The organism is Ferrimonas sp. SCSIO 43195 (genome assembly GCF_023716685.1).
Classification (GTDB): Bacteria; Pseudomonadota; Gammaproteobacteria; order Enterobacterales; family Shewanellaceae; genus Ferrimonas; species Ferrimonas kyonanensis.
The window spans coordinates 358248-377081 of record NZ_CP072679.1 but is presented as its reverse complement, the minus strand read 5'-3'; the positions used below and the strand labels follow the sequence as shown (position 1 = coordinate 377081).

Below are 18834 nucleotides of genomic sequence, written 5' to 3'. Positions count from 1 at the left end.
CAGGCGGGTGACCTCATTTTGCTGTGCTATCTCCAAACTCGTTTCTCCCCAAAAACGTCTGTTACAGGCAGCAAAAAGGGGCAACGGGGCCCCTTAATTGTGAATCATCAACGATCAGCGCTGGTATACCACTTCGACATCGTAATCGTCGTCGTCCCAGTCATCGTCCCAGTCGTCGTCTTCCACGACCGGCTGCTGCATCTGATCCTTGTGGTGTTGTTCCCACTTGAATTCCACTTCGGCGTCGTCCACCTGATTCTCTTCCTCTTTCGGCAACGCGTTAATGATCTCCATCAACTCTTTTACCAGAGAATCGGTGCCGGTGCGGGAGATGGCACTGATGGTGCGAACCTCGCCTTCCCAGCCCAGGCCGTCAACGATGCTGGCCACCAAGGCGTCACGCTCCTCTTCCAACACCAGGTCGAGCTTGTTCAGCACCAGCACCCGCGGCTTGTCCGCCAGTTTCGGTGAGTAGCTTTGCAGCTCGTTGATGATCGCCTTGGCGCCCTCCACAGGATCGCTTTCATCGATGGGGGCAACGTCGATCAGGTGCACCAGCACCCGGCAGCGTTCCAGGTGCTTAAGGAAGCGCACCCCAAGGCCGGCGCCATCGGAGGCGCCTTCGATCAGACCGGGAATGTCGGCAATCACGAAGCTTTCGGACATGTTGGCCCGCACCACACCCAGGTTCGGGATCAGAGTGGTGAAGGGGTAGTCGGCCACTTTCGGCTTGGCGGCAGACACCGCCCGAATGAAGGTGGACTTACCGGCATTAGGCAGCCCTAACATGCCCACGTCCGCCAGCAGCAACAGCTCCAGCTTCAGTTCACGGTGCTCACCCGGGGTGCCCAGGGTCTTCTGCCGCGGCGTGCGGTTAACCGAGCTCTTGAAGCGCGTGTTACCCAGGCCGTGATAACCGCCTTTGGCCACCAGCAGTTTCTGACCGTGGGTGGTCAGATCCCCCACCAGTTCGCCAGTTTCTGAATCCAGCGCCCGGGTGCCCACAGGCACAGGCAGAATCTTGTCTTCACCGCGCTTGCCGGTGCAATCGGCACTCTTGCCGTTGGTGCCGCGCAGCGCCCGGTGACAACGTTCAAAGCGATAGTCGATGAGGGTGTTCAGGTTCTCATCGGCGATCAGAAAGACGTCGCCGCCATCGCCACCGTCACCACCATCAGGGCCGCCTTTAGGGATGTACTTTTCACGGCGAAAACTCACAATGCCGCTACCGCCGTCTCCGGCTTCAACCCGGATCAGCACCTCATCTACAAATTTCATCGCTTTAACCCGTTAGAAAATCTGTTTCTAGTATACCTTGGGATCGCCCAGGCCGCGAAGGCAACAGCCCTGCGGTGGCTCAGAAGGTATCTGTATTACGCAAAAAGCCCCGCCATTGGCGGGGCTTCGTATTCGGTCGGTTTTCGACTTACTCGGCTTCGATGCTTACGAACTTGCGGTTCTGCTTGCCTTTCACTTCGAATTTCACTTTACCGTCTGCAGTTGCAAACAGAGTGTGATCTTTACCGATGCCTACGTTGGTACCCGCGTGGAATTTAGTACCACGTTGACGAACGATGATGTTACCAGCCAGTACAGACTCACCACCGAAACGCTTTACACCAAGGCGTTTGCTTTCTGAATCGCGGCCGTTACGAGTAGAACCGCCAGCTTTTTTGTGTGCCATTTCTCAGTAACTCCGATTAAGCGTTGATGCCAGTGATCTTAACTTCAGTGAACCACTGACGGTGGCCCATCTGCTTACGATGATGCTTACGACGACGGAACTTAACGATCTTAACTTTATCGCCACGACCGTGAGTCACAACTTCAGCAACAATCTTGCTGCCATCAACATAAGGAACACCAACCTTTACGTCTTCACCGTTAGCAACCAGAAGAACTTTATCAAATTCAATGGTGCTGCCGGTTTCAACGTCTAGCTTCTCCAGACGAAGAGTCTGGCCTTCGCTAACACGGTGTTGCTTACCACCACTTTGGAAAACCGCGTACATAGTAAAACTCCGCTTCACACGCCGACCGCGCCTTATGGGGTCAGGGTGTGGCTTAAAACTTGTTGACAATGGGCGGGCATTCTACGCCAAGGACACAAAACAGGCAAGCACTACGATGAAAAAGATCGCAAAAGGATCCGACCATTTTGAGGATCACCGCAATGAATCGCTAAATGCTGCTGTTATGATTGCGGAATTTGGGTAGAATTCGCTTCCATACTGAGCACATTATACTTACAGCTGCCGATTTTGGCAGCCCAAAGCCGGATAAATTATGGACCTGAACGCCATCCGCCAATTGGCCGACAACGACATGAAGTTGGTCAACCAGATGATCTACGACCAGTTGCACTCTGACGTAGTACTGATTAACCAGTTGTCCTTCTACATCATCAACGGGGGCGGCAAACGCATGCGGCCACTGTTGACCCTGCTGGCAGCCCAATCGGTAGATTACCAAGGCGACAACCACATTCGCCTGGCGGCCATCATCGAATTTATCCACACTTCGACGCTGCTGCACGATGACGTGGTGGACGAGTCCACCATGCGCCGCGGCCGTGAAACCGCCAACGCCCTGTTCGGCAATCAGGCCAGTGTGCTGGTGGGTGACTTCCTCTACACCCGTTCATTCCAGATGATGACCGAGATGAAGAGCCAGAAGGTGCTGGAAGGGCTGGCCGAGGCCACCAACGTACTGGCAGAAGGGGAAGTGATGCAGTTGATGAACTGCAACGATCCCGACACCACCGAAGAAAATTACATGCAGGTGATCTACTGCAAAACCGCCAAGCTGTTTGAGGCCGCCACCGGCCTTGCCGCCGTGGTGGCGGAGCAGGATCCGGCCATCTGCGACGCCCTGGCCGATTACGGCCGCTATCTGGGCACCGCCTTCCAGTTGGTGGACGACGTGCTGGATTACACCGCCGAAGCCGACGAGCTGGGTAAGAACATCGGTGACGATCTGGCCGAAGGCAAACCGACGCTGCCGCTGATCTACACCATGGAGAAGGGCAACGACACCGAGAAGCAGATGATCCGCGCCGCCATCGAGAACGGCGGCACCGAAGAGATCGATCCGATTCTCAAGGCCCTGCACCACTGTGGTGCCCTGGAGTACACCATGCAGCGCGCCAACGAGGAAGCCGACAAGGCCATTGCCGCCCTGGCGGCCCTCAAGGACAGCCCGGCCAAAACCGCGCTGGAATCCCTGGCCCGCATCGCCGTGGACCGCCGCAGCTAAGAGATCGTCAATCAAAAAAGGCCTCCGATGGGAGGCCTTTTTTATTGCGGATTCAACGCCGGCTTTAGCCGTTCACAAAGGCCTCGCCCTTGCTGATGTCCCCAATCAGGGTATCCATCATTTCGGCCACGGCCTGCTGCTCAAACGCACTCAACTCACCGTAAGCCTGCACCTCTTCAACACCGTTACTGCCCAGCAGCACCGGTTGAGCGAAGAAGCGGCTGTGCTCGCCATTGCCTTCGACATAGGCACACTCGACCACCCCTTGCTCACCCTGCAAGGCACGCACCAGGGCGGTACCGAAGCGACAGGCTGCCTGGGCCATGGACAGGGTGGCGCTGCCGCCACCGGCCTTGGCTTCCACCACCTCGGTGCCGGCATTCTGAATGCGGTCGGTCAGGCTGGCGATTTCATCGTCACTGAAGCTGACGCCCTCAACCTGGGACAGCAGTGGCAAAATGGTGACGCCACTGTGGCCGCCAATGACATTGATCTTGACCTCATCCGGCTGCAGCCCTTTGGCCTCGGCAATGAAAGTTTCGGAGCGAATCACGTCCAGAGTGGTGACCCCGAACAGGCGGCGCTTGTCATACACACCGGCGTTTTTCAGCACTTCGGCGGCGATGGCCACAGTGGTGTTCACCGGGTTGGTGATCACCCCGATGCAGGCACCGGGACAAACCTCGGCACACTTGCCCACCAGGTTGCGAATGATGCCGGCGTTGATGTTAAACAGATCGGAACGATCCATGCCGGGCTTACGGGCAACACCGGCGGAGATCAGCACCACATCGGCGCCTTGCAGGGCCGGGGTCGGATCTTCTCCGGCAAAGCCCTGAGCATTGACGGCGGTAGGGATGTGGCTGATATCAACGGCAACCCCTGGAGTGACGGGAGCGATGTCGTACAGGGCCAGGTCTGTGCCCTTTGGCAGGTTCAATTTCAACAATAATGCCAGGGCCTGTCCGATTCCCCCGGCCGCACCGAGTACTGCTACTTTCATGGTGTTCTCCATCTATCCTTTGATGTGACATGGATCGCGTTTCTATTTCTGCGCCCACCATACCCAAACAGGCGTTTAAAGGCAATTTTACCAATCTCTTATTGACCCGGTCCCGCCGACGTGGTGAGGTCAAACATCCGCCGCCGGTTGCCTATCTTCAGGCAGTTAGGCAAAATGTGAATAACAACCAAGAAACAACGAGCTGACACATGAAGTCTACCCGAAACCAGGATGAGCTCATCCGCGTGTTTAAATCTCTGCTGAAAGAGGAACGATTTGGCTCCCAGGGCGAAATTGTGACCGCGCTGCAAGCCGCCGGTTTCAGCACCATCAATCAGTCCAAAGTCTCTCGGATGTTGAGCAAGTTTGGAGCGGTACGCACCCGCAATGCCAAACAGGAGATGGTGTACTGCCTGCCGGCCGAGCTGGGCGTGCCCACCGCCACCAGCCCGCTGAAGAACCTGGTGCTGGACGTGGATCACAACGGTGCCATGATCGTGGTGAAGGCCAGCCCCGGTGCCGCGCAACTGATTGCTCGCCTGCTGGACTCCATCGGCAAGCCGGAAGGCATTCTTGGCACCATCGCCGGCGACGACACCATCTTTATCGCCCCCACCAATGCCGACAACATCAACCACGCCCTGGAAACGGTCAAAGACCTGTTCAACTACAAGGGCTAAGCCAAACAACCCAAGAATTAAAAAAGGCCCGCTCAATGCGGGCCTTTTGCTGTTAGTGCGGAAGCTTAGCCAGCCGCCTGCTCCATAAAGTCCAGCGACGGTGCGAAAAACGCCGATCCGGTGACCGCCTGGGTAAAGTTAAGCAGGTGATCGTAATGGCCGTGGCCATCGCCGTGGATCATCGACTTCAGCTGAGCTTCGAAGTGAGCCGGCGTGCGGCAGCAGCTGATGAAGAACAGCCCCTGCTCCATCATGTCGCCGTAAGGCATGCTCTGGCGCAGAATCTCCATGGAGTTGCCATCGGCGTCTTTGAGGTTAGTACGCTTGATGTGACAGGTCAGCGGCTTATCCTGACTGGCGTATTCCTCATTCTCCACCTTGGTACGGCCAATGGTGTCTTCCTGCTGTTTCTGGCTGATGCTGTTCCAGCGCGCCATCTGGTGCTGATACCTCTGGGTATGGATGTAGCTGCCGCCGACAAAACCGGCGTCTTCGTCGCCCACCAACGCCACAGTGCGGCGATGGCTACCCTGAGGGTTCTCGGTGCCATCGACGAAGCCAGTCAGGTCGCGGTTATCCAGGTAGCGGAAACTGCGCACCTCCTCCACCAACTGCACCAGTCCCTTGAGACGGTGACACACCTCCATGGCGGCGATGTGGTTGATGTCGAGACGATCGGAACGGATATGAACGAAGATGTCTACCGGTTGCACCGGGGCTTTGCGGTCGTCTTGCTCGAAAGAGGGAAACGGCCGCAGCTGCTGTGGACGCGCCTCGGGGTAGAGGGTATCCCAATAGTTGGCCCCAATGGCCACAAATCCATTAAAGGCGGAATCGGCATTTTGATCCACCGAGGCCTGCAGCCACACAGCAATCTCGGCCAACACCTTACGCAGGGTCGGCTCGGCCTGATCTTCCGCATTAAACAGCAGATACAACCCATGAAGGTTGCCCTCTGCACACACCCCTCCCTGTTCGCGAGGCATATCGCTCCCTGTGTTTGTGGTCATCGTTGCTCCTGATTACCTAGAATACAAAATAATACCGAACAACATAAAGATATAATCGTCATCCTGTTAGGAAGCCAGTACTTTATCCCGCCGGCATCCGCCCAGTGTGCCTGATGGATCGCGCCCTGACTTTGCTCCAACGCATGAACTGGGGTGAACAAAATGAAAAACCGTCCCTTTTTCCGTCCCCGCCGCCGCCACTGGCGGCCGAAACACAAAAACGCCTTCCGAAGAAGGCGTTGTCAGGGTATCGACAGGGTTCGTGCTTAGTTGCTGCCTTTGACCGTCACGAACTCCGGATAGGCATCGATGCCACAGTCGGCGATGTCCATGCCCCGATACTCCTCCTCTTCGGTGACTCGAATGCCCATGGTCAGCTTCAGAGCCAGCCACACCAGCAGGCTGGCGCCGAACACCCAGGCAAAGATGATCAATGCCCCCAGGGCCTGAGTGCCAAAACCGGCATCGGCGTTGGACAGTGGCACCGCCATCAGGCCAAACAGGCCGCAGACACCGTGTACCGAGATGGCGCCCACCGGGTCATCCAACTTAACTTTGTCCATGGCGACGATGGAGAACACCACCAGACCACCGGCCGACAAGCCAATGACCCCCGCCAGCATCAGCGACGGCGACAGCGGGTCGGCGGTGATGGCCACCAGCCCGGCCAGGGCACCGTTGAGAATCATGGTCAAATCCGCCTTGCCCCACATCAGCTTACACACAATCAATGCCGCTACCGCGCCAAAGGCCGCTGCCGAGTTGGTATTGACGAAGATCTTGGCTACCGCCGAGGCGTTTTCCGCATCGGACACCAGCAGCTGGGAGCCACCGTTGAAGCCAAACCACCCCAACCACAGAATGAAGGTTCCCAGGGTTGCCATCGGCATGTTGGAACCGGGGATGGGGTGCACGCTGCCATCGGCACCGTATTTGCCCTTACGGGCGCCTAAGAGGAGCACTCCTGCGATTGCCGCTGCCGCACCGGCCATGTGAACAATGCCGGAACCGGCGAAATCCACGAAGCCCAATTCAGAAACAAAGCCACCCCCCCAGGTCCAATATCCCTCAACTGGATAGATAAAACCGGTAAGGACAACAGCAAACACCAGGAATGCCCACAATTTCATACGCTCTGCCACGGCCCCGGACACGATGGACATGGCGGTGGCCACAAACACCACCTGGAAGAAGAAGTCCGACTCCAGGGCATGATCCGCCCCCTCGGCCTGAGTGCCAATCAGGCTGCCCAGACTCGGCAACCAGCCCGCTTCGGCGTTATCGACGTACATGATGTTGTACCCCACCAGCAGATACATAACGCAGGCAATGGCATACAGACAGATGTTCTTAGTCAGAATTTCGGTGGTGTTCTTGGAGCGGACCAGGCCCGCTTCCAACATGGCGAACCCCGCCGCCATCCACATCACCAGGGCGCCGGACATCAGGAAGTAGAACGTATCCAGTGCAAATCGTAATTCGGTTACCGTGGTACCCAGTTTTGATAACTCTTCCATGGTTTCCCCCTCCGTTAAATCGCTTCTGCGTCGTGCTCGCCGGTACGAATCCGCACCGCCCGCTCCAGGTCATACACAAAGATCTTGCCGTCACCGATTTTGCCGGTGTGGGCGGCCTCGCTGATCACCTCGATCAGGTGATCCACGTTGTCGGCAGAGGTGGCGATCTCCAGCTTCACCTTTGGCAGAAAATCCACCTGATATTCCGCACCGCGATACAGCTCGGTATGGCCCTTCTGACGCCCAAAGCCTTTGACTTCGGTGACCGTCAGCCCTTCGACGCCGATGCCGGCGATGGCTTCCCGAACGTCGTCCAGCTTGAACGGTTTGATGATTACGCTAACCAGTTTCATGTCCAATCCCTCAACCAAAATCAGTTAACCAATCCTTTACAACTCCCGTGCCAAAAATTTATTTCTTTATATTTCAAAAACATGGATTAAACGACAAAAACGAGCAGCATGGTTATGCACCAAAATAAGCATGGTCATTCAGTGAGTGCCCCAAATTAGTGCAGCCACAGCCACAAAAAAGCCCCGCCGAAGCGGGGCTGGCAGTCACACCACAAACTCAGTCGGTTTTGCCCGGGTAATTGGCGTCCCACTGGGGCAGCACGGTTTTCTTAAACTCGGCCTTTTCGGCCCGCAGTTTCTCCATGTCCAGCCCGACCACCGCCTGGGCCTTGGCCTTGGTGGAGATGTCCGGCACCGGTACCTCGGCCATGACGCCGTTCATTGCCAGCACCCGCGCCAGCATCGCCCGGGCCTCGGCACTGCGCTCCAACGAGGTACCCAGTACCCGCATCGCTTCCGCCGGGTTGTGGGCATGCACCCCGTGTGACGCAATGGCGTAATCCCAACGCCACTGGGCATGGCGGATGGCGGTCAGCGCGTCCTTCATCTGCGCCTCGGTCGCACCGGCATCCCAGGCCGCTTTGGCCTCGAAATGGGCCTTGACCAACTGGTCTTCCGCCTGCAGCTTCAGATCATTGACCTGCTTCTTGTAACCGGCGATCACCTTCTCCAGGGTCTCTTTATCCTGGTCATGACAACGCTTACAGGTGAACTCGAACTGATCGAACGGATTGCCGACGTTGTGATCGGTAAATTTGCGCCCGTCGGCATTGGTGACCTTGGGCATGTGGCAATCGGTACAGGAAACGTCATTGCGGCCGTGAGGCCCGTTACGTGAAGTCTCGAAGCCGGGGTGCTGAGCCTTAAGCATGGGCGCCTTAGACAGTTTGTGGGTCCAGTCCTTAAACTGAATGGCGTCGTAATAGGCCTCCATCTGTTCCACCGAGGTGCCGTTATCCCAAGGGAACTTCACCATCACGTCGGGCTTGGTAAAGTAGTACTCCACATGGCATTGGCTGCAGACCATGGTCTGCTTGTCTGACTTGGAGGCGGTCTTCCACTCCAGTCCGGCGGTCTTCAGGGCCCGTTCGGCAAAGGGCACCGACAGCCTCAACTTAATCTTGTTGTCGTGGCAGTTGCCACAGCCGATGGCATTGGTGATCTGATCGCCGCCCTTGGCCCACTTGCCGTGGAAGTATTCCTTTTCCCCCTCGGTTTCAATCAAGCGTGGCACATCCGGACTCTTGCAGGACCAACAAGCCATGGGCATCGGCCCATCCTCTTTGGTCTTGGGTGCCCCGGTACGCAGGGTATTGCGCAGATCGGTAATGGTGTAGTGATGGCCCCGGGCCTTGTTGTAGTCCTTAGCGAAGCCATAGCCGGCCCACAACACCACCAGCCTGGGGTCTTCACCCAGCACATCCACGATCTCTTTGCTCTGCTCCGTCTGCTGCCAACTGGCATACTGATTCTTAAACTTGGCAAACTTGCTGCTGTCCGCCTCAGTGACCGCCCACGCCCCCATCGGGACACACAAGCCGACCAAAATGGCCATTCGTTTCATCCTGTTCACGATTGCGCTCCACTATTGGTTGTTTGTTTGAATCCAATTACTGCCCACTAAGAATAGATAACCTGAATTATTTCGCCTCCCCGGACGGCGGTGGCTTGTAATTCCAGCGACGAAGGCGATAGGCTTGGCGCACAGTCTCTAATTGTTGCCGCTCCATGACCCGAACCAAAAGCCTGTCGGCCACCGTGCTGTCGCTGATCGTCACCGTCATCTTTATCTTTGGTGGTCTGGCGGCGTTTTCCCTGATCACCCTGATGTACAGCGTCGATGACGCCAAGGCGATCAACGCCTCCGGCTCCCTGCGCATGCGCTCCTACCAGCTGATCTTTCTGGCCAACAGCGAAAGTGGCACCCTGGATAAGAAGATTCAGGAGTTTGAACAGATCCTCTACTCCGACGAACTGGGCAAGGCCCGCAGCTGGTACAACCCGCAAAGACTGCATCAGCAATACGATCAGGTGATGGCCAGTTGGCAGCAGATGAAGCGCTATGCGGTCAACGGCAATTCCCGCTCCTACGTCAACGAGGTGCGCCAGTTTGTTGACCAGATCGATGGCTTGGTGGCGATGCTGGAGCAACAGGCGGAAAACAAGATCATGCTGCTGCTGGCCAGCCAGCTGATGGGACTGTTTACGGTAATGGGCATGGGGTTCTGGTTGATGCGGGGCATCAGCCGGCGGGTATTGCACCCGCTGCAACAGCTGGAAAATGCCGCCCTGTCCATCAGCCGGCGCAAGTTCAATCTGGACCTGCCCAGCAGTGACTTCCATGAGCTGCAGACCCTCAGTGATACCTTTGAACAGACCGCCCGGGAACTGGAAAGCCTGTACAGCAACCTGGAACAGCAGGTAGAGGAAAAAACCCAGGAGCTGGAACAGGCCAACGCCGGCCTGCTGTTCCTGTACCAGACCTCACTGTGGTTCCACCGTGACCGCCTCGGCAGCGACACCCTGACCCAGGCCCTGGACCGGTTACGCAAGCACAGCGGCGCCCACGGCATTCAACTGATGATCGACGAACGCCCGGATCTGGACGTGGCCCTGGGTGACACCGGCCAGAACGGCCCCATCTCCACCCGCGAACCACTGATTTTCGAGCAGGAGCGCCTGGGCACCCTGTCGCTGTTCGGCCACCAGCCATTGCCGCCGCAGCTGCTGCACAACTTCACCATCATCGTTGCCCGGGCCGTATTGCTGGACCGGGCCTCACAGCAGCGCGAGCGCCTGTACCTGATGGAGGAGCGCGGCACCATTGCCCGGGAGCTGCACGATTCCATGGGCCAGGTGCTGGCCTACATGAAGATTCAGACCTCGTTGCTGAAACGCGCCATCTCCAGCGGCAATGATGAGCTGATGGAGCAAACCTTAAGCGAGATTACCTCCAGCACCAATCAGGCCTACCAGCAACTGCGAGAGCTGCTCAGTACCTTCCGCCTGACCATCTCCGAACACGATCTGCAAGCCAGCCTGGAACAGATGCTGGCGCAACTGGAGTCTCGCACCGAGTCTAAGCTGACCCTCAACTACGAGCTCAACTCGCCGTCGCTGTCGGCTCAGCAGCATGTCCATATTCTGCAGTTAAGCCGTGAAGCGGTGCTGAACGCCATCAAGCACTCCGGTGCCGATACCATTACCCTGCGCGCCTGCGCCGCCCTGGATCAGCAGATTGAACTGAGCGTGTGCGACACCGGCGTCGGCATTGAGAATCTGAAGGAGAGGGAAAATCACTTCGGAATTGGTATCATGCATGAGCGCGCCCGCAAACTGGGAGGCGACTTACAGTTTATCCCCAACACAGGCGGAGGCCTGTGTGTAAAAGTGACCTTCCGACCACAAGAGGAAACCACCCATGAGTGAGACCAGGAGCGTCATGGTCGTCGATGACCACCCGCTGTTGCGCCGAGGCATCTGCCAATTATTGACTCTGGATGACCGCTTTACCCTGTTTGCCGAAGTGGGGTCCGGGGTCGACGCGTTGGCGGCCGTCAGCGACGACGAGCCCGACCTGATTCTGTTGGATCTGAACATGAAAGGCATGTCCGGCCTCGACACCCTCAAGGCCCTGCGCCAGGAGCAGGTCACCAGTCACATCGTCATTCTGACCGTCTCCGACGCCGCCGAAGACGTACGCACCCTGATTCAGTCCGGCGCCGACGGCTACCTGCTCAAAGACAGCGAACCGGAACAGATCCTGGACCAGGTGGAGCTGGTGCTGAACGGCCAACAGGTGATTACCGAACGACTGCAGGCCTACCTGTTGTCCAGCAACGAAGAGAGCGACGGCTGGTGGCAGGAGCTGACCCCAAGGGAACAGGAGATCGCCCGCCTGATCGCCGAAGGGATGAGCAACAAGATTCTGGCCGAGAAGCTGTTCATCAGTGAAGGCACCGTCAAGGTGCACGTCAAAAACCTGCTGCGCAAAACCGATTGCCGTTCACGGGTGGAACTGGCGGTTAAAGTCCTTCAGGGCTGACGACGGCGGCCGGTGCCGAGAAAGGTGTGCCAGCTGCTCAGCAGTTGGCACAGGTCTTCCAGGCCACAGCAGGCCGCGCTTTCGGCATCGTAATACTCGATGTCCGGCTCCAGGTCATGATCCTGCTCCATGCCCAGGGCGGTGGCCTTCAGATCCACCTCCCCCTGCTCCAGCACCAGTGCCCACTCCCCCAGCAACAGCTGTCGCACTTCAAACGGGTCGCTGAGCGGCGCCTGCAGTTGTTGCAGTAACTGCTCCACCGCTTCGGGCCGATTCAGTTCCTCGGTCAGCAGCCGGCCGAAGGCTTCGTGTCCCATGGACATCTGAGCAAGACGCTCACCGGTCAATCCGGATTTGAACTCGTATTCCATATCAGGGTCTTAAAAATAGATTGAATTCGAAAGTGTAACCTACAGTGGCCCATAAGGCTGTCCACTGGCTGAACGCTTGGACATGAAACCGACACCACATTCCACTATCATAGTTAGCCAAATTGAATTGAGCAGTATCCCATGTCCGATTTAGAACACCGCATTAGCGAGCTGGAGTCCAAACTGGCCTTCCAGGAGATGACCATCGACAGCTTGAACCAGACCGTGGTTGATCTCAGCCAGCAACTGGAACGGCAGCAGCGACAGCTCAAACAGCTGGCGGAAAAACTGCTGAACGCCGGCCATAGCCAGATTGCGTCGGCGTCGGAAGAGACCCCACCACCCCATTATTGATGATGACAGACGCCACCACGCCACCCCCTCTGACCATCGCCCTGCTGGGCGAGGCGGTGCTGCGCCAGCCGGTTCGTCAGCTGAGCCTCCCCAGCGACGAGGCCAGATCCCTCAGTGAGCGTATGCTGCAACTGATGCTGAGCCGCAGCGGCGTCGGCATCGCCGCCCCCCAGGTACACCACAGCCTGGCCCTGATGATCATCGCCTCCCGACCCAATGTCCGTTATCCCCAGGCTCCGGTGATGGCGCCACTGGTGATGGTCAATCCCAGGTTGCTGAACCAGGCCCAGGCCTGCAACCAGGATTGGGAGGGGTGCCTGTCGGTGCCCGGCATCCGCGGCCTGGTCAGTCGTCCCGATTGGGTTGAGGTGGCCTACCAGGATCTCGACGGCGGCCTGCATCAACGCCGACTGGAAGGGTTCGTGGCGCGCATCTTCTGCCATGAGTACGACCACCTGCAGGGACTGACTTTCCTGGATCGGGTCGACAACAACCGCAACCTGATGGCCACCGAGGTGCTGGCCAGACAGATGGAGCAGCCTTAATGCGATCCCTTATTTTGCTGCTGATGACCCCACTGCTGCTGGCCGGTTGCGCCTCTCGCGGCCTGCTGGAGTCCTACCCTCATCAACTGGATGAGGTCAAAACCCAGCTCAGCCGTGACAACGGTCAGCCACTGGTGCCCCTGCAAAACGGCCTCGACAGCCAGGATGGGCTGCTGTACGCCCAAGAGGCGGGACGGGTGGCCCTTCTGCAGGGCGATTTTGACCAGAGCCGCGGCTATTTCGAACAAGCGATGGCACAGTACGACCAGCGGGACTGGAAAGCCATGGTCAGCCTCACCGATCTGAGCGCCCAGGCCGCGGCCAGCACGGTGTCCGATCAGCTGATCCCCTACCGTGGCCAGGCCTACGAACGGATCATGGTGCACCAGTATCAGGCGCTCAACTACCTGTTCAGCGGCGATCTTAGCGGCGCCACCGTCGAAGCCCGCCGCGCCGACCAGGCCCAGACTCTGGCGCTGCAGGCGTACCGCAACCGCGACGAGGTCAAAACCCTCAACAACGCCAGCATCAACGCCGAATTGTCCCGGCTCGACAGCCAGGGAGGCAGCGCCCTCAACTCCTTCCTCAACAGCTACACCCTGTATCAGAACGCGGTGCTGTTTGAGGCTCAGGGCGAAGCCAACGACGCCCTGATCGACATTCGCAAGGCGCTGCAGGCCTACCCGGACAACCAACTGCTGGGGGGCGAGTACGTCCGCCTCTCCTGTCAGTTGCAGATCGATTGTGACGGCGCCCGCAAACGTTTCGGCCAAGCCCCGGCCACCAAGGCGGGCCAGGGGCGGGTAGTGGTACTGGTGGAAACCGGCTTCGTGGCCGCCAAGCAGGCGATCACCATCCCCTTTACCATCGATGGCTATTATCAGCAGGTCTCCATGCCCACCTACCGCAGTCAGCGCCCCATCACCCAACCGGTGACCGTGCGCCTCAGCGGCGATCATCAATACCAGGGCCAGGCGGAAGTCATTGGCAACATGGACCATCTGGCGGTGCGGGCCCTGCAGGAGCAGTACCCGGGCATCCTGGTGCGCCAGGCACTGAGGGTGGCCGCCAAAGCCGGCACCAACCAGTGGGCCGAGAAAAAAGGCGGTGACGTCGGCGCCATCGCCATGCAACTGTTTAACGCCCTGACGGAGCAGGCCGACCGGCGCAGCTGGTTAACCTTGCCCCATCAGGCGTGGATGTGGCCCCATCAGGTCACCCCGGGTCAGTACCAACTGACCATCAACGGCAGCCCGCAGCCGATAGAGGTACAAGCGGGCAAAACCACCCTGATCTGGGCCGTACAGACCGGACCCCGTTACCGGATCCATTCCATAATTTTGTAAGAAGGAAACCGAAGATGAAAAGCTTGAAATTCGTAGTGGCCGTGGCGGCCATCGCCCTGCTCGGCGGCTGTCAGTCAAAGGTGGAGTACCGGGACGCAACGGAAACTGAAACCGTCACCGTCGACTTCGGCTCCTCCGATCTGCAGTCGGTGGCTGCCAAGATGGTGGACTCGATGCTGACCACCCCCTCGGTGATGGTGCTGACCGCCAATGATCGTCCCATCGTGTTTGTGGACAAGATCAAGAACAAGACCTCGGAGCACATCGACACCGAGTCCATCACCGACACCATCAGCACCCGTCTGCTGCGCAGCGGTCAGTTCCGCTTCGTCGACATGACCAAGGTCGAGACCGTGCGCAAACAGCTGGACTTCCAGAACAACGGTGGCCTGGTCAACCCCTCCACCGCCATTCAGTTTGGTCGCCAGATCGGTGCCCAGTACATGCTGTACGGCAACCTGTCCAGCATCGTTAAGCAGGACGGTTCCACCAAGGATGTGTACTACAAGATGACCATGCGACTGATGGATCTGGAAACCGGCCTGATCGAATGGGCCGACGAGAAAGAGATTCGTAAGCAGAAAAATCGCTCGTTCCTGGGACTCTAATCGGGCTGGAACACCCCGATAACCTGACCGGTACCCGCCTGCTTCTGGGCGGGTGCCTCGGCCTGACGCTGCTGATGGCCGCACTCAACGCACTCCATCACCTCCACGTTCTGTTCGAGGTATAACATGATGCTGTCCATGGCATGACATTGTGGACAGGTGGCACCGGCAATAAACCGCTTCTTCCGGTTGGATCCCATTGTCTGACTCCCATGCGTCGGCAGCGACCCTTGTGGTACACTGCGACCAATTCACTGTTAATGTCCGATCCCCATGATAACGCTAAATCAGGTGCAACTCATCCGCGGCGCCAAACGCCTGCTGGATAACGCCTCACTGACCATCTACCCCGGTCACAAAGTCGCCCTGGTCGGCGCCAACGGCTGCGGTAAAACCAGCCTGATGGCGATGCTGACCGGACAGGTGCAACCCGACGCCGGCGACCTGTATCAGCCCAAGGGCTGGCGCCTGGCCACCGTCGACCAGGAAACCCCGGCACTGGCCACCACCGCGCTGGACTATGTCCTCGACGGCGATCGCCACTACCGCCAGCTGGAGCAGGATCTGGTCAGTGCCCAGGACAGCGGCGACGGCCGGGCCATTGCCGCCAGCCACGACGCCTTCGAGGCCTATCACGGCTACCAGGTTCCAGCCCGGGCGGCGGAGCTGCTGGATGGCCTGGGCTTCGATCAACAGGCCCAGGGCAAACCGGTGAAAGCCTTTTCCGGCGGTTGGCGGATGCGCCTGAACCTGGCCCGAGCCCTGCTGATCCCTTCGGATCTGCTGCTGTTGGACGAGCCCACCAACCACCTGGATCTGGATACCCTGATCTGGCTGGAAACCTGGTTAAAGCGTTATCAGGGCACCCTGGTGCTGATCAGCCACGACCGCGACTTCCTCGACCAGGTGGCCGGCGAAGTGGTGCACATCGAACACCAGAAACTGAATCACTACAAGGGCAACTACAGCCAGTTTGAACGCCAACGGGCCGAGCAACTGGCGCAGCAGCAAGCCCAATACGACAAGCAGCAGCGGCAGAAAGCCCACATGCAGGCGTTTGTGGATCGCTTCCGCTACAAGGCCAGCAAAGCCCGCCAGGCCCAGAGCCGGCTCAAGGCACTGGAGAAGCTGACCGAACTGGCACCGCTGCACGCCCAAAGCCAATTCCACATCGAGTTTCGAGAGCCACAAGCCCTGCCCAATCCGCTGATTCAGATGGATAAGGTCCAAGGGGGATACGGTCAAACCACGGTACTGGAGCAGATCAAACTGAACCTGGTGCCGGGCAGCCGCATCGGCCTGCTGGGCCGCAACGGCGCCGGTAAGTCGACCCTGATCAAGCTGCTGGCCGGCGAACTGACGCCCATGAGTGGCGAGCTGTCGCCGAACCCGGCGCTGAAGATTGGCTACTTCGCCCAGCATCAGCTGGAAACCCTGCACCCTCAGCAGACGCCATTGCAGCATCTGGCCCTGCTGGCGCCAGATGCCACCGAGCAGCAACTGCGCGACTACCTCGGCGGCTTTGGCTTCAGTGGCGACAAGGCCCTGGAGGTGGTGGCACCGTTCTCCGGTGGCGAGAAAGCCCGGCTGGTACTGGCACTGGTGATTTGGCAACGGCCCAACCTGCTGCTGCTGGATGAACCCACCAACCACCTGGATTTGGAACTGCGGGAAGCGCTGACCCTGGCACTGCAACAATTTGAAGGGGCGATGGTGGTGGTGTCCCACGACCGCCACCTGCTGCGCGCCACCTGCAGCGAGTTCTACCTGGTGGATCAGCGCCGGGTCACCGACTTCAACGGCGATCTGGAGGACTACCACAGCTGGCTGATTCAGCAGGCCCGCAGCATCGATGACAGTGACAACGGCCCCTCCCAGTCAGAACAGCGCAAGAATCGCAAGCGTCAGGAAGCAGAGCTTCGGCAAAAACTGTCACCGCTCAAAAAAATCGAAACTGCCATCGATAAACGCATGACAAAGGCGCAAACTCGACTGACTGAGATTGAAGAGTCCCTGGCCGACAGTCGCCTTTACAGCGATGAGCACAAGAAAGCGCTCAACGAGCTTTTACAAGAGCGCGGCGAACTGCAGTCCTCACTCGAACAACAGGAGATGGAATGGCTGGACATCCAGGAACAGATGGAAGCCATTCGGGACGCCGCAAAGGAGCACCAATAGATGATTAGCCATGAAAGCCTGTGGCAATTTGGCGACAAGGTCTGGCAACAACCCCAGGCCCGTCAGCTGTGCCTGCTGATGCAGGACGAGTACCAGATCGACCCCAACCTGCTGCTGCTGGCCATCCTGATGGAACACGAACAGATGTTTCTCGACGGTGCCAAGTTCACCACCCTGCGCAAGGCCAAAGACGAATGGGAAGAGCGCATGGTCGGCCCCTACCGGCAACTGCGCAAGCTGGCCAAGTCCAGCCTGCCCGAGGACAGCTACCGCCAGATGCTGGAAGTGGAATTGGTGATGGAAAAACGCAGCCAACGACTGATGGTCAAAGCGCTGCAACACCTGAACGTCGACCCCGAAGGCGATAACCTCAGCGCCTGTTTGCAAGCCCACGGCCTCAACAACAGCGACCTGCCGTCTGAATTGTTGGGGCAATTGTCGGAGCTGTTCGACCTGGCCAGCCAGTTGTTTCACCAGCCCCAGCTAGCCGCCGTACGCTAGCCTGCCATCAGCCGGCCCCGGGCCGGCTGAAATTCTGTCACCAATCCGCTACTCTAACGAATTCGAACACTCAGGATTCGACCACACGGATGACTTCCCGATTTCAACCCAGCCGCTGGTGGCGCAACCCCCATCTGCAGACCATCTGGCCGCTGCTGACCAAGCCTCAATCGTTGCCGCTGCGGCGACACACCCTGGCGCTGGACGACGGCGACTTTGTCCACCTGGACTGGATGGGCCAACCGCAACCGCTGGCCCCGATCACGGTGATCCTGCACGGCCTGGAAGGCGACAGAGACTCCCATTACGTGCGGCGGATGCTGCACAGCCTGGCTCAACAAGACCAGGTCGGTGTGGTGGTGCACCAGCGCAGCTGCAGCGGGGTCATGAATGCCCTGCCCCGTACCTACCACAGCGGTGAAACCGGCGATCTGGCCCAGGTGCTGACCCACCTGACGCAGCGCTACCCCGGTCACCCGCTGCGGGCGGTAGGCTACTCGTTGGGGGCCAATGTGCTGTGCAAGTACCTGGGTGAAACCGGCGACGCCAGCCTGCTGGAGCGCGGCGTGGCGGTGTCTCCGCCGCTGGATTTGGCCGCCTGTGCCAGCCGCATGGAACGGGGCTTTTCCCGGGTCTATCAGCACTACCTGCTGAAAAAGCTGCGCCACAAGATTCACCAGAAACTGGCGGGCCCCCATGGCCCACAGATTCCGGTGACGGCCAGCCAGTGCCAGCAGCTGGTGACCTTCTACCAGTTTGATCATCAGGTCACCGCTCCGCTGCATGGCTTCGCCAGCGCCGACGATTACTATCGCCGCGCCAGTGGCAAGCAGTTCCTGAGCACGGTGCAACGGCCGCTGTTGCTGCTGCACGCCGCCGACGATCCCTTTATGACCGAGGCGGTGATCCCGGCCGCCCACGAGTTGTCTGAATCCGTGACCCTAGAGTTGTGCCCTCGGGGCGGTCATGTGGGCTTCATCAGCCATGGGCCACCGTGGCGCCCCCAGTTCTATCTGGAGCCGAGAATTCAGAGTTTCCTGAACCCAGCCTAGGAAAAACCGTCATTGC

At 58.6% G+C, this 18834-nt stretch carries 21 protein-coding genes; 11 read left to right on the top strand and 10 right to left on the bottom strand.

The window, feature by feature from the left end; translation table 11 throughout:
- Nucleotides 1-114: 114 nt before the first annotated feature.
- The 3 genes from cgtA to rplU form a co-directional block, all read right to left on the bottom strand.
- The gene (gene cgtA / locus J8Z22_RS01850; RefSeq protein ID WP_028112846.1) at nucleotides 115-1278 is read right to left on the bottom strand and encodes an Obg family GTPase CgtA; all 1164 of its coding nucleotides are present in this window, start codon (nucleotides 1276-1278) and stop codon (nucleotides 115-117) included.
- A 148-nt stretch (nucleotides 1279-1426) separates the two neighbouring features.
- Nucleotides 1427-1684 (bottom strand): 50S ribosomal protein L27, encoded by a 258-nt coding sequence (rpmA, locus tag J8Z22_RS01845; protein WP_028112845.1) that lies wholly within the window; start codon nucleotides 1682-1684, stop codon nucleotides 1427-1429.
- Nucleotides 1685-1700: 16 nt separating this feature from the next.
- Nucleotides 1701-2012, bottom strand: coding sequence for a 50S ribosomal protein L21 (gene rplU, locus J8Z22_RS01840; RefSeq protein WP_028112844.1), 312 nt, complete (start codon nucleotides 2010-2012; stop codon nucleotides 1701-1703).
- A gap of 274 nt (nucleotides 2013-2286) precedes the next feature.
- On the opposite strand from rplU, the gene ispB reads away from it, so the two are divergent.
- Nucleotides 2287-3255, top strand: coding sequence for an octaprenyl diphosphate synthase (gene ispB, locus J8Z22_RS01835; protein ID WP_028112843.1), 969 nt, complete (start codon nucleotides 2287-2289; stop codon nucleotides 3253-3255).
- A 64-nt stretch (nucleotides 3256-3319) separates the two neighbouring features.
- On the opposite strand, the gene mdh is transcribed toward ispB, so the two are convergent.
- Nucleotides 3320-4258, bottom strand: a complete 939-nt coding sequence (mdh, locus tag J8Z22_RS01830; RefSeq protein ID WP_028112842.1) for a malate dehydrogenase — start codon at nucleotides 4256-4258, stop codon at nucleotides 3320-3322.
- 209 nt (nucleotides 4259-4467) lie between these two features.
- On the opposite strand from mdh, the gene argR reads away from it, so the two are divergent.
- Nucleotides 4468-4938 carry a transcriptional regulator ArgR gene (gene argR, locus J8Z22_RS01825; protein WP_028112841.1) on the top strand — a complete coding sequence of 157 codons (471 nt, stop codon included), beginning with the start codon at nucleotides 4468-4470 and terminating at the stop codon, nucleotides 4936-4938.
- Between the two features lie 65 nt (nucleotides 4939-5003).
- Here argR and J8Z22_RS01820 read toward each other — a convergent pair whose 3' ends face one another.
- The 4 genes from J8Z22_RS01820 to nrfA all read right to left on the bottom strand — a co-directional run bounded on the left by J8Z22_RS01820 (nucleotide 5004) and on the right by nrfA (nucleotide 9343).
- Complete coding sequence (locus J8Z22_RS01820; RefSeq protein ID WP_035415770.1) at nucleotides 5004-5948, bottom strand: Dyp-type peroxidase; 945 nt, start codon at nucleotides 5946-5948, stop codon at nucleotides 5004-5006.
- 266 nt (nucleotides 5949-6214) lie between these two features.
- Nucleotides 6215-7465 carry an ammonium transporter gene (locus J8Z22_RS01815; RefSeq protein ID WP_028112839.1) on the bottom strand — a complete coding sequence of 417 codons (1251 nt, stop codon included), beginning with the start codon at nucleotides 7463-7465 and terminating at the stop codon, nucleotides 6215-6217.
- 14 nt (nucleotides 7466-7479) lie between these two features.
- Nucleotides 7480-7818: a P-II family nitrogen regulator gene (glnK, locus tag J8Z22_RS01810; RefSeq protein WP_028112838.1), complete on the bottom strand. Its 339-nt coding sequence runs from the start codon at nucleotides 7816-7818 to the stop codon at nucleotides 7480-7482.
- A gap of 217 nt (nucleotides 7819-8035) precedes the next feature.
- The gene (gene nrfA / locus J8Z22_RS01805; protein WP_252010435.1) at nucleotides 8036-9343 is read right to left on the bottom strand and encodes an ammonia-forming cytochrome c nitrite reductase; all 1308 of its coding nucleotides are present in this window, start codon (nucleotides 9341-9343) and stop codon (nucleotides 8036-8038) included.
- A gap of 203 nt (nucleotides 9344-9546) precedes the next feature.
- Here nrfA and narQ point away from each other — a divergent pair, with 203 nt between their 5' ends.
- Nucleotides 9547-11247, top strand: coding sequence for a nitrate/nitrite two-component system sensor histidine kinase NarQ (gene narQ / locus J8Z22_RS01800; RefSeq protein WP_028112836.1), 1701 nt, complete (start codon nucleotides 9547-9549; stop codon nucleotides 11245-11247).
- Nucleotides 11240-11863 (top strand): response regulator, encoded by a 624-nt coding sequence (locus J8Z22_RS01795; protein ID WP_028112835.1) that lies wholly within the window; start codon nucleotides 11240-11242, stop codon nucleotides 11861-11863. The genes narQ and J8Z22_RS01795 overlap by 8 nt, the downstream gene beginning before the upstream one ends.
- Here J8Z22_RS01795 and J8Z22_RS01790 read toward each other — a convergent pair.
- The gene (locus J8Z22_RS01790) at nucleotides 11854-12234 is read right to left on the bottom strand and encodes a YacL family protein (RefSeq protein WP_028112834.1); all 381 of its coding nucleotides are present in this window, start codon (nucleotides 12232-12234) and stop codon (nucleotides 11854-11856) included. The two genes, J8Z22_RS01795 and J8Z22_RS01790, sit on opposite strands and share 10 nt — an antisense overlap.
- 141 nt (nucleotides 12235-12375) lie before the next feature.
- Here J8Z22_RS01790 and J8Z22_RS01785 point away from each other — a divergent pair, with 141 nt between their 5' ends.
- Genes J8Z22_RS01785 through lpoB form a run of 4 tightly spaced genes read left to right on the top strand, consistent with a single transcriptional unit; the run spans nucleotide 12376 to nucleotide 15087 of the window.
- The gene (locus tag J8Z22_RS01785) at nucleotides 12376-12588 is read left to right on the top strand and encodes a SlyX family protein (RefSeq protein ID WP_028112833.1); all 213 of its coding nucleotides are present in this window, start codon (nucleotides 12376-12378) and stop codon (nucleotides 12586-12588) included.
- On the top strand, nucleotides 12588-13133 hold the full coding sequence (gene def, locus J8Z22_RS01780) for a peptide deformylase (RefSeq protein ID WP_245595582.1): 546 nt from the start codon (nucleotides 12588-12590) through the stop codon (nucleotides 13131-13133). The genes J8Z22_RS01785 and def overlap by 1 nt, the downstream gene beginning before the upstream one ends.
- The gene (locus tag J8Z22_RS01775; RefSeq protein ID WP_252008483.1) at nucleotides 13133-14479 is read left to right on the top strand and encodes a COG3014 family protein; all 1347 of its coding nucleotides are present in this window, start codon (nucleotides 13133-13135) and stop codon (nucleotides 14477-14479) included. Before def ends, J8Z22_RS01775 begins: the two co-directional genes overlap by 1 nt.
- 14 nt (nucleotides 14480-14493) lie before the next feature.
- A complete protein-coding gene (lpoB, locus tag J8Z22_RS01770; RefSeq protein ID WP_028112830.1) occupies nucleotides 14494-15087 on the top strand; it encodes a penicillin-binding protein activator LpoB in 594 nt (197 codons plus the stop codon).
- Here the strand turns inward: lpoB and J8Z22_RS01765 are convergent.
- A complete protein-coding gene (locus J8Z22_RS01765) occupies nucleotides 15084-15287 on the bottom strand; it encodes a YheV family putative zinc ribbon protein (protein ID WP_028112829.1) in 204 nt (67 codons plus the stop codon). The genes lpoB and J8Z22_RS01765 overlap by 4 nt on opposite strands.
- Nucleotides 15288-15360: 73 nt before the next feature.
- Between J8Z22_RS01765 and J8Z22_RS01760 the strand changes: the two genes are divergently transcribed.
- From J8Z22_RS01760 to J8Z22_RS01750, 3 genes are all read left to right on the top strand, one after another.
- Nucleotides 15361-17265, top strand: a complete 1905-nt coding sequence (locus J8Z22_RS01760; protein ID WP_252008481.1) for an ATP-binding cassette domain-containing protein — start codon at nucleotides 15361-15363, stop codon at nucleotides 17263-17265.
- The gene (locus J8Z22_RS01755; RefSeq protein ID WP_252008479.1) at nucleotides 17266-17766 is read left to right on the top strand and encodes a TIGR02444 family protein; all 501 of its coding nucleotides are present in this window, start codon (nucleotides 17266-17268) and stop codon (nucleotides 17764-17766) included.
- Nucleotides 17767-17855: 89 nt separating this feature from the next.
- Nucleotides 17856-18818 carry a hydrolase gene (locus J8Z22_RS01750; RefSeq protein WP_028112827.1) on the top strand — a complete coding sequence of 321 codons (963 nt, stop codon included), beginning with the start codon at nucleotides 17856-17858 and terminating at the stop codon, nucleotides 18816-18818.
- Nucleotides 18819-18834 lie beyond the last annotated feature (16 nt).

What these genes read in the sequence shown, in the direction of transcription:
- J8Z22_RS01750 (WP_028112827.1), top strand. Translation starts at nt 17,856, where the DNA reads ATGACTTCCCGATTTCAACCCAGCCGCTGGTGGCGCAACCCCCATCTG.
- cgtA (WP_028112846.1), bottom strand. Translation starts at nt 1,278, where the DNA reads ATGAAATTTGTAGATGAGGTGCTGATCCGGGTTGAAGCCGGAGACGGC.
- J8Z22_RS01755 (WP_252008479.1), top strand. Translation starts at nt 17,266, where the DNA reads ATGATTAGCCATGAAAGCCTGTGGCAATTTGGCGACAAGGTCTGGCAA.
- lpoB (WP_028112830.1), top strand. Translation starts at nt 14,494, where the DNA reads ATGAAAAGCTTGAAATTCGTAGTGGCCGTGGCGGCCATCGCCCTGCTC.
- J8Z22_RS01785 (WP_028112833.1), top strand. Translation starts at nt 12,376, where the DNA reads ATGTCCGATTTAGAACACCGCATTAGCGAGCTGGAGTCCAAACTGGCC.
- J8Z22_RS01790 (WP_028112834.1), bottom strand. Translation starts at nt 12,234, where the DNA reads ATGGAATACGAGTTCAAATCCGGATTGACCGGTGAGCGTCTTGCTCAG.
- rplU (WP_028112844.1), bottom strand. Translation starts at nt 2,012, where the DNA reads ATGTACGCGGTTTTCCAAAGTGGTGGTAAGCAACACCGTGTTAGCGAA.
- J8Z22_RS01815 (WP_028112839.1), bottom strand. Translation starts at nt 7,465, where the DNA reads ATGGAAGAGTTATCAAAACTGGGTACCACGGTAACCGAATTACGATTT.
- J8Z22_RS01795 (WP_028112835.1), top strand. Translation starts at nt 11,240, where the DNA reads ATGAGTGAGACCAGGAGCGTCATGGTCGTCGATGACCACCCGCTGTTG.
- def (WP_245595582.1), top strand. Translation starts at nt 12,588, where the DNA reads ATGATGACAGACGCCACCACGCCACCCCCTCTGACCATCGCCCTGCTG.
- glnK (WP_028112838.1), bottom strand. Translation starts at nt 7,818, where the DNA reads ATGAAACTGGTTAGCGTAATCATCAAACCGTTCAAGCTGGACGACGTT.
- nrfA (WP_252010435.1), bottom strand. Translation starts at nt 9,343, where the DNA reads ATGGGGGCGTGGGCGGTCACTGAGGCGGACAGCAGCAAGTTTGCCAAG.
- ispB (WP_028112843.1), top strand. Translation starts at nt 2,287, where the DNA reads ATGGACCTGAACGCCATCCGCCAATTGGCCGACAACGACATGAAGTTG.
- rpmA (WP_028112845.1), bottom strand. Translation starts at nt 1,684, where the DNA reads ATGGCACACAAAAAAGCTGGCGGTTCTACTCGTAACGGCCGCGATTCA.
- argR (WP_028112841.1), top strand. Translation starts at nt 4,468, where the DNA reads ATGAAGTCTACCCGAAACCAGGATGAGCTCATCCGCGTGTTTAAATCT.
- narQ (WP_028112836.1), top strand. Translation starts at nt 9,547, where the DNA reads ATGACCCGAACCAAAAGCCTGTCGGCCACCGTGCTGTCGCTGATCGTC.
- J8Z22_RS01765 (WP_028112829.1), bottom strand. Translation starts at nt 15,287, where the DNA reads ATGGGATCCAACCGGAAGAAGCGGTTTATTGCCGGTGCCACCTGTCCA.
- J8Z22_RS01820 (WP_035415770.1), bottom strand. Translation starts at nt 5,948, where the DNA reads ATGACCACAAACACAGGGAGCGATATGCCTCGCGAACAGGGAGGGGTG.
- J8Z22_RS01775 (WP_252008483.1), top strand. Translation starts at nt 13,133, where the DNA reads ATGCGATCCCTTATTTTGCTGCTGATGACCCCACTGCTGCTGGCCGGT.
- mdh (WP_028112842.1), bottom strand. Translation starts at nt 4,258, where the DNA reads ATGAAAGTAGCAGTACTCGGTGCGGCCGGGGGAATCGGACAGGCCCTG.
- J8Z22_RS01760 (WP_252008481.1), top strand. Translation starts at nt 15,361, where the DNA reads ATGATAACGCTAAATCAGGTGCAACTCATCCGCGGCGCCAAACGCCTG.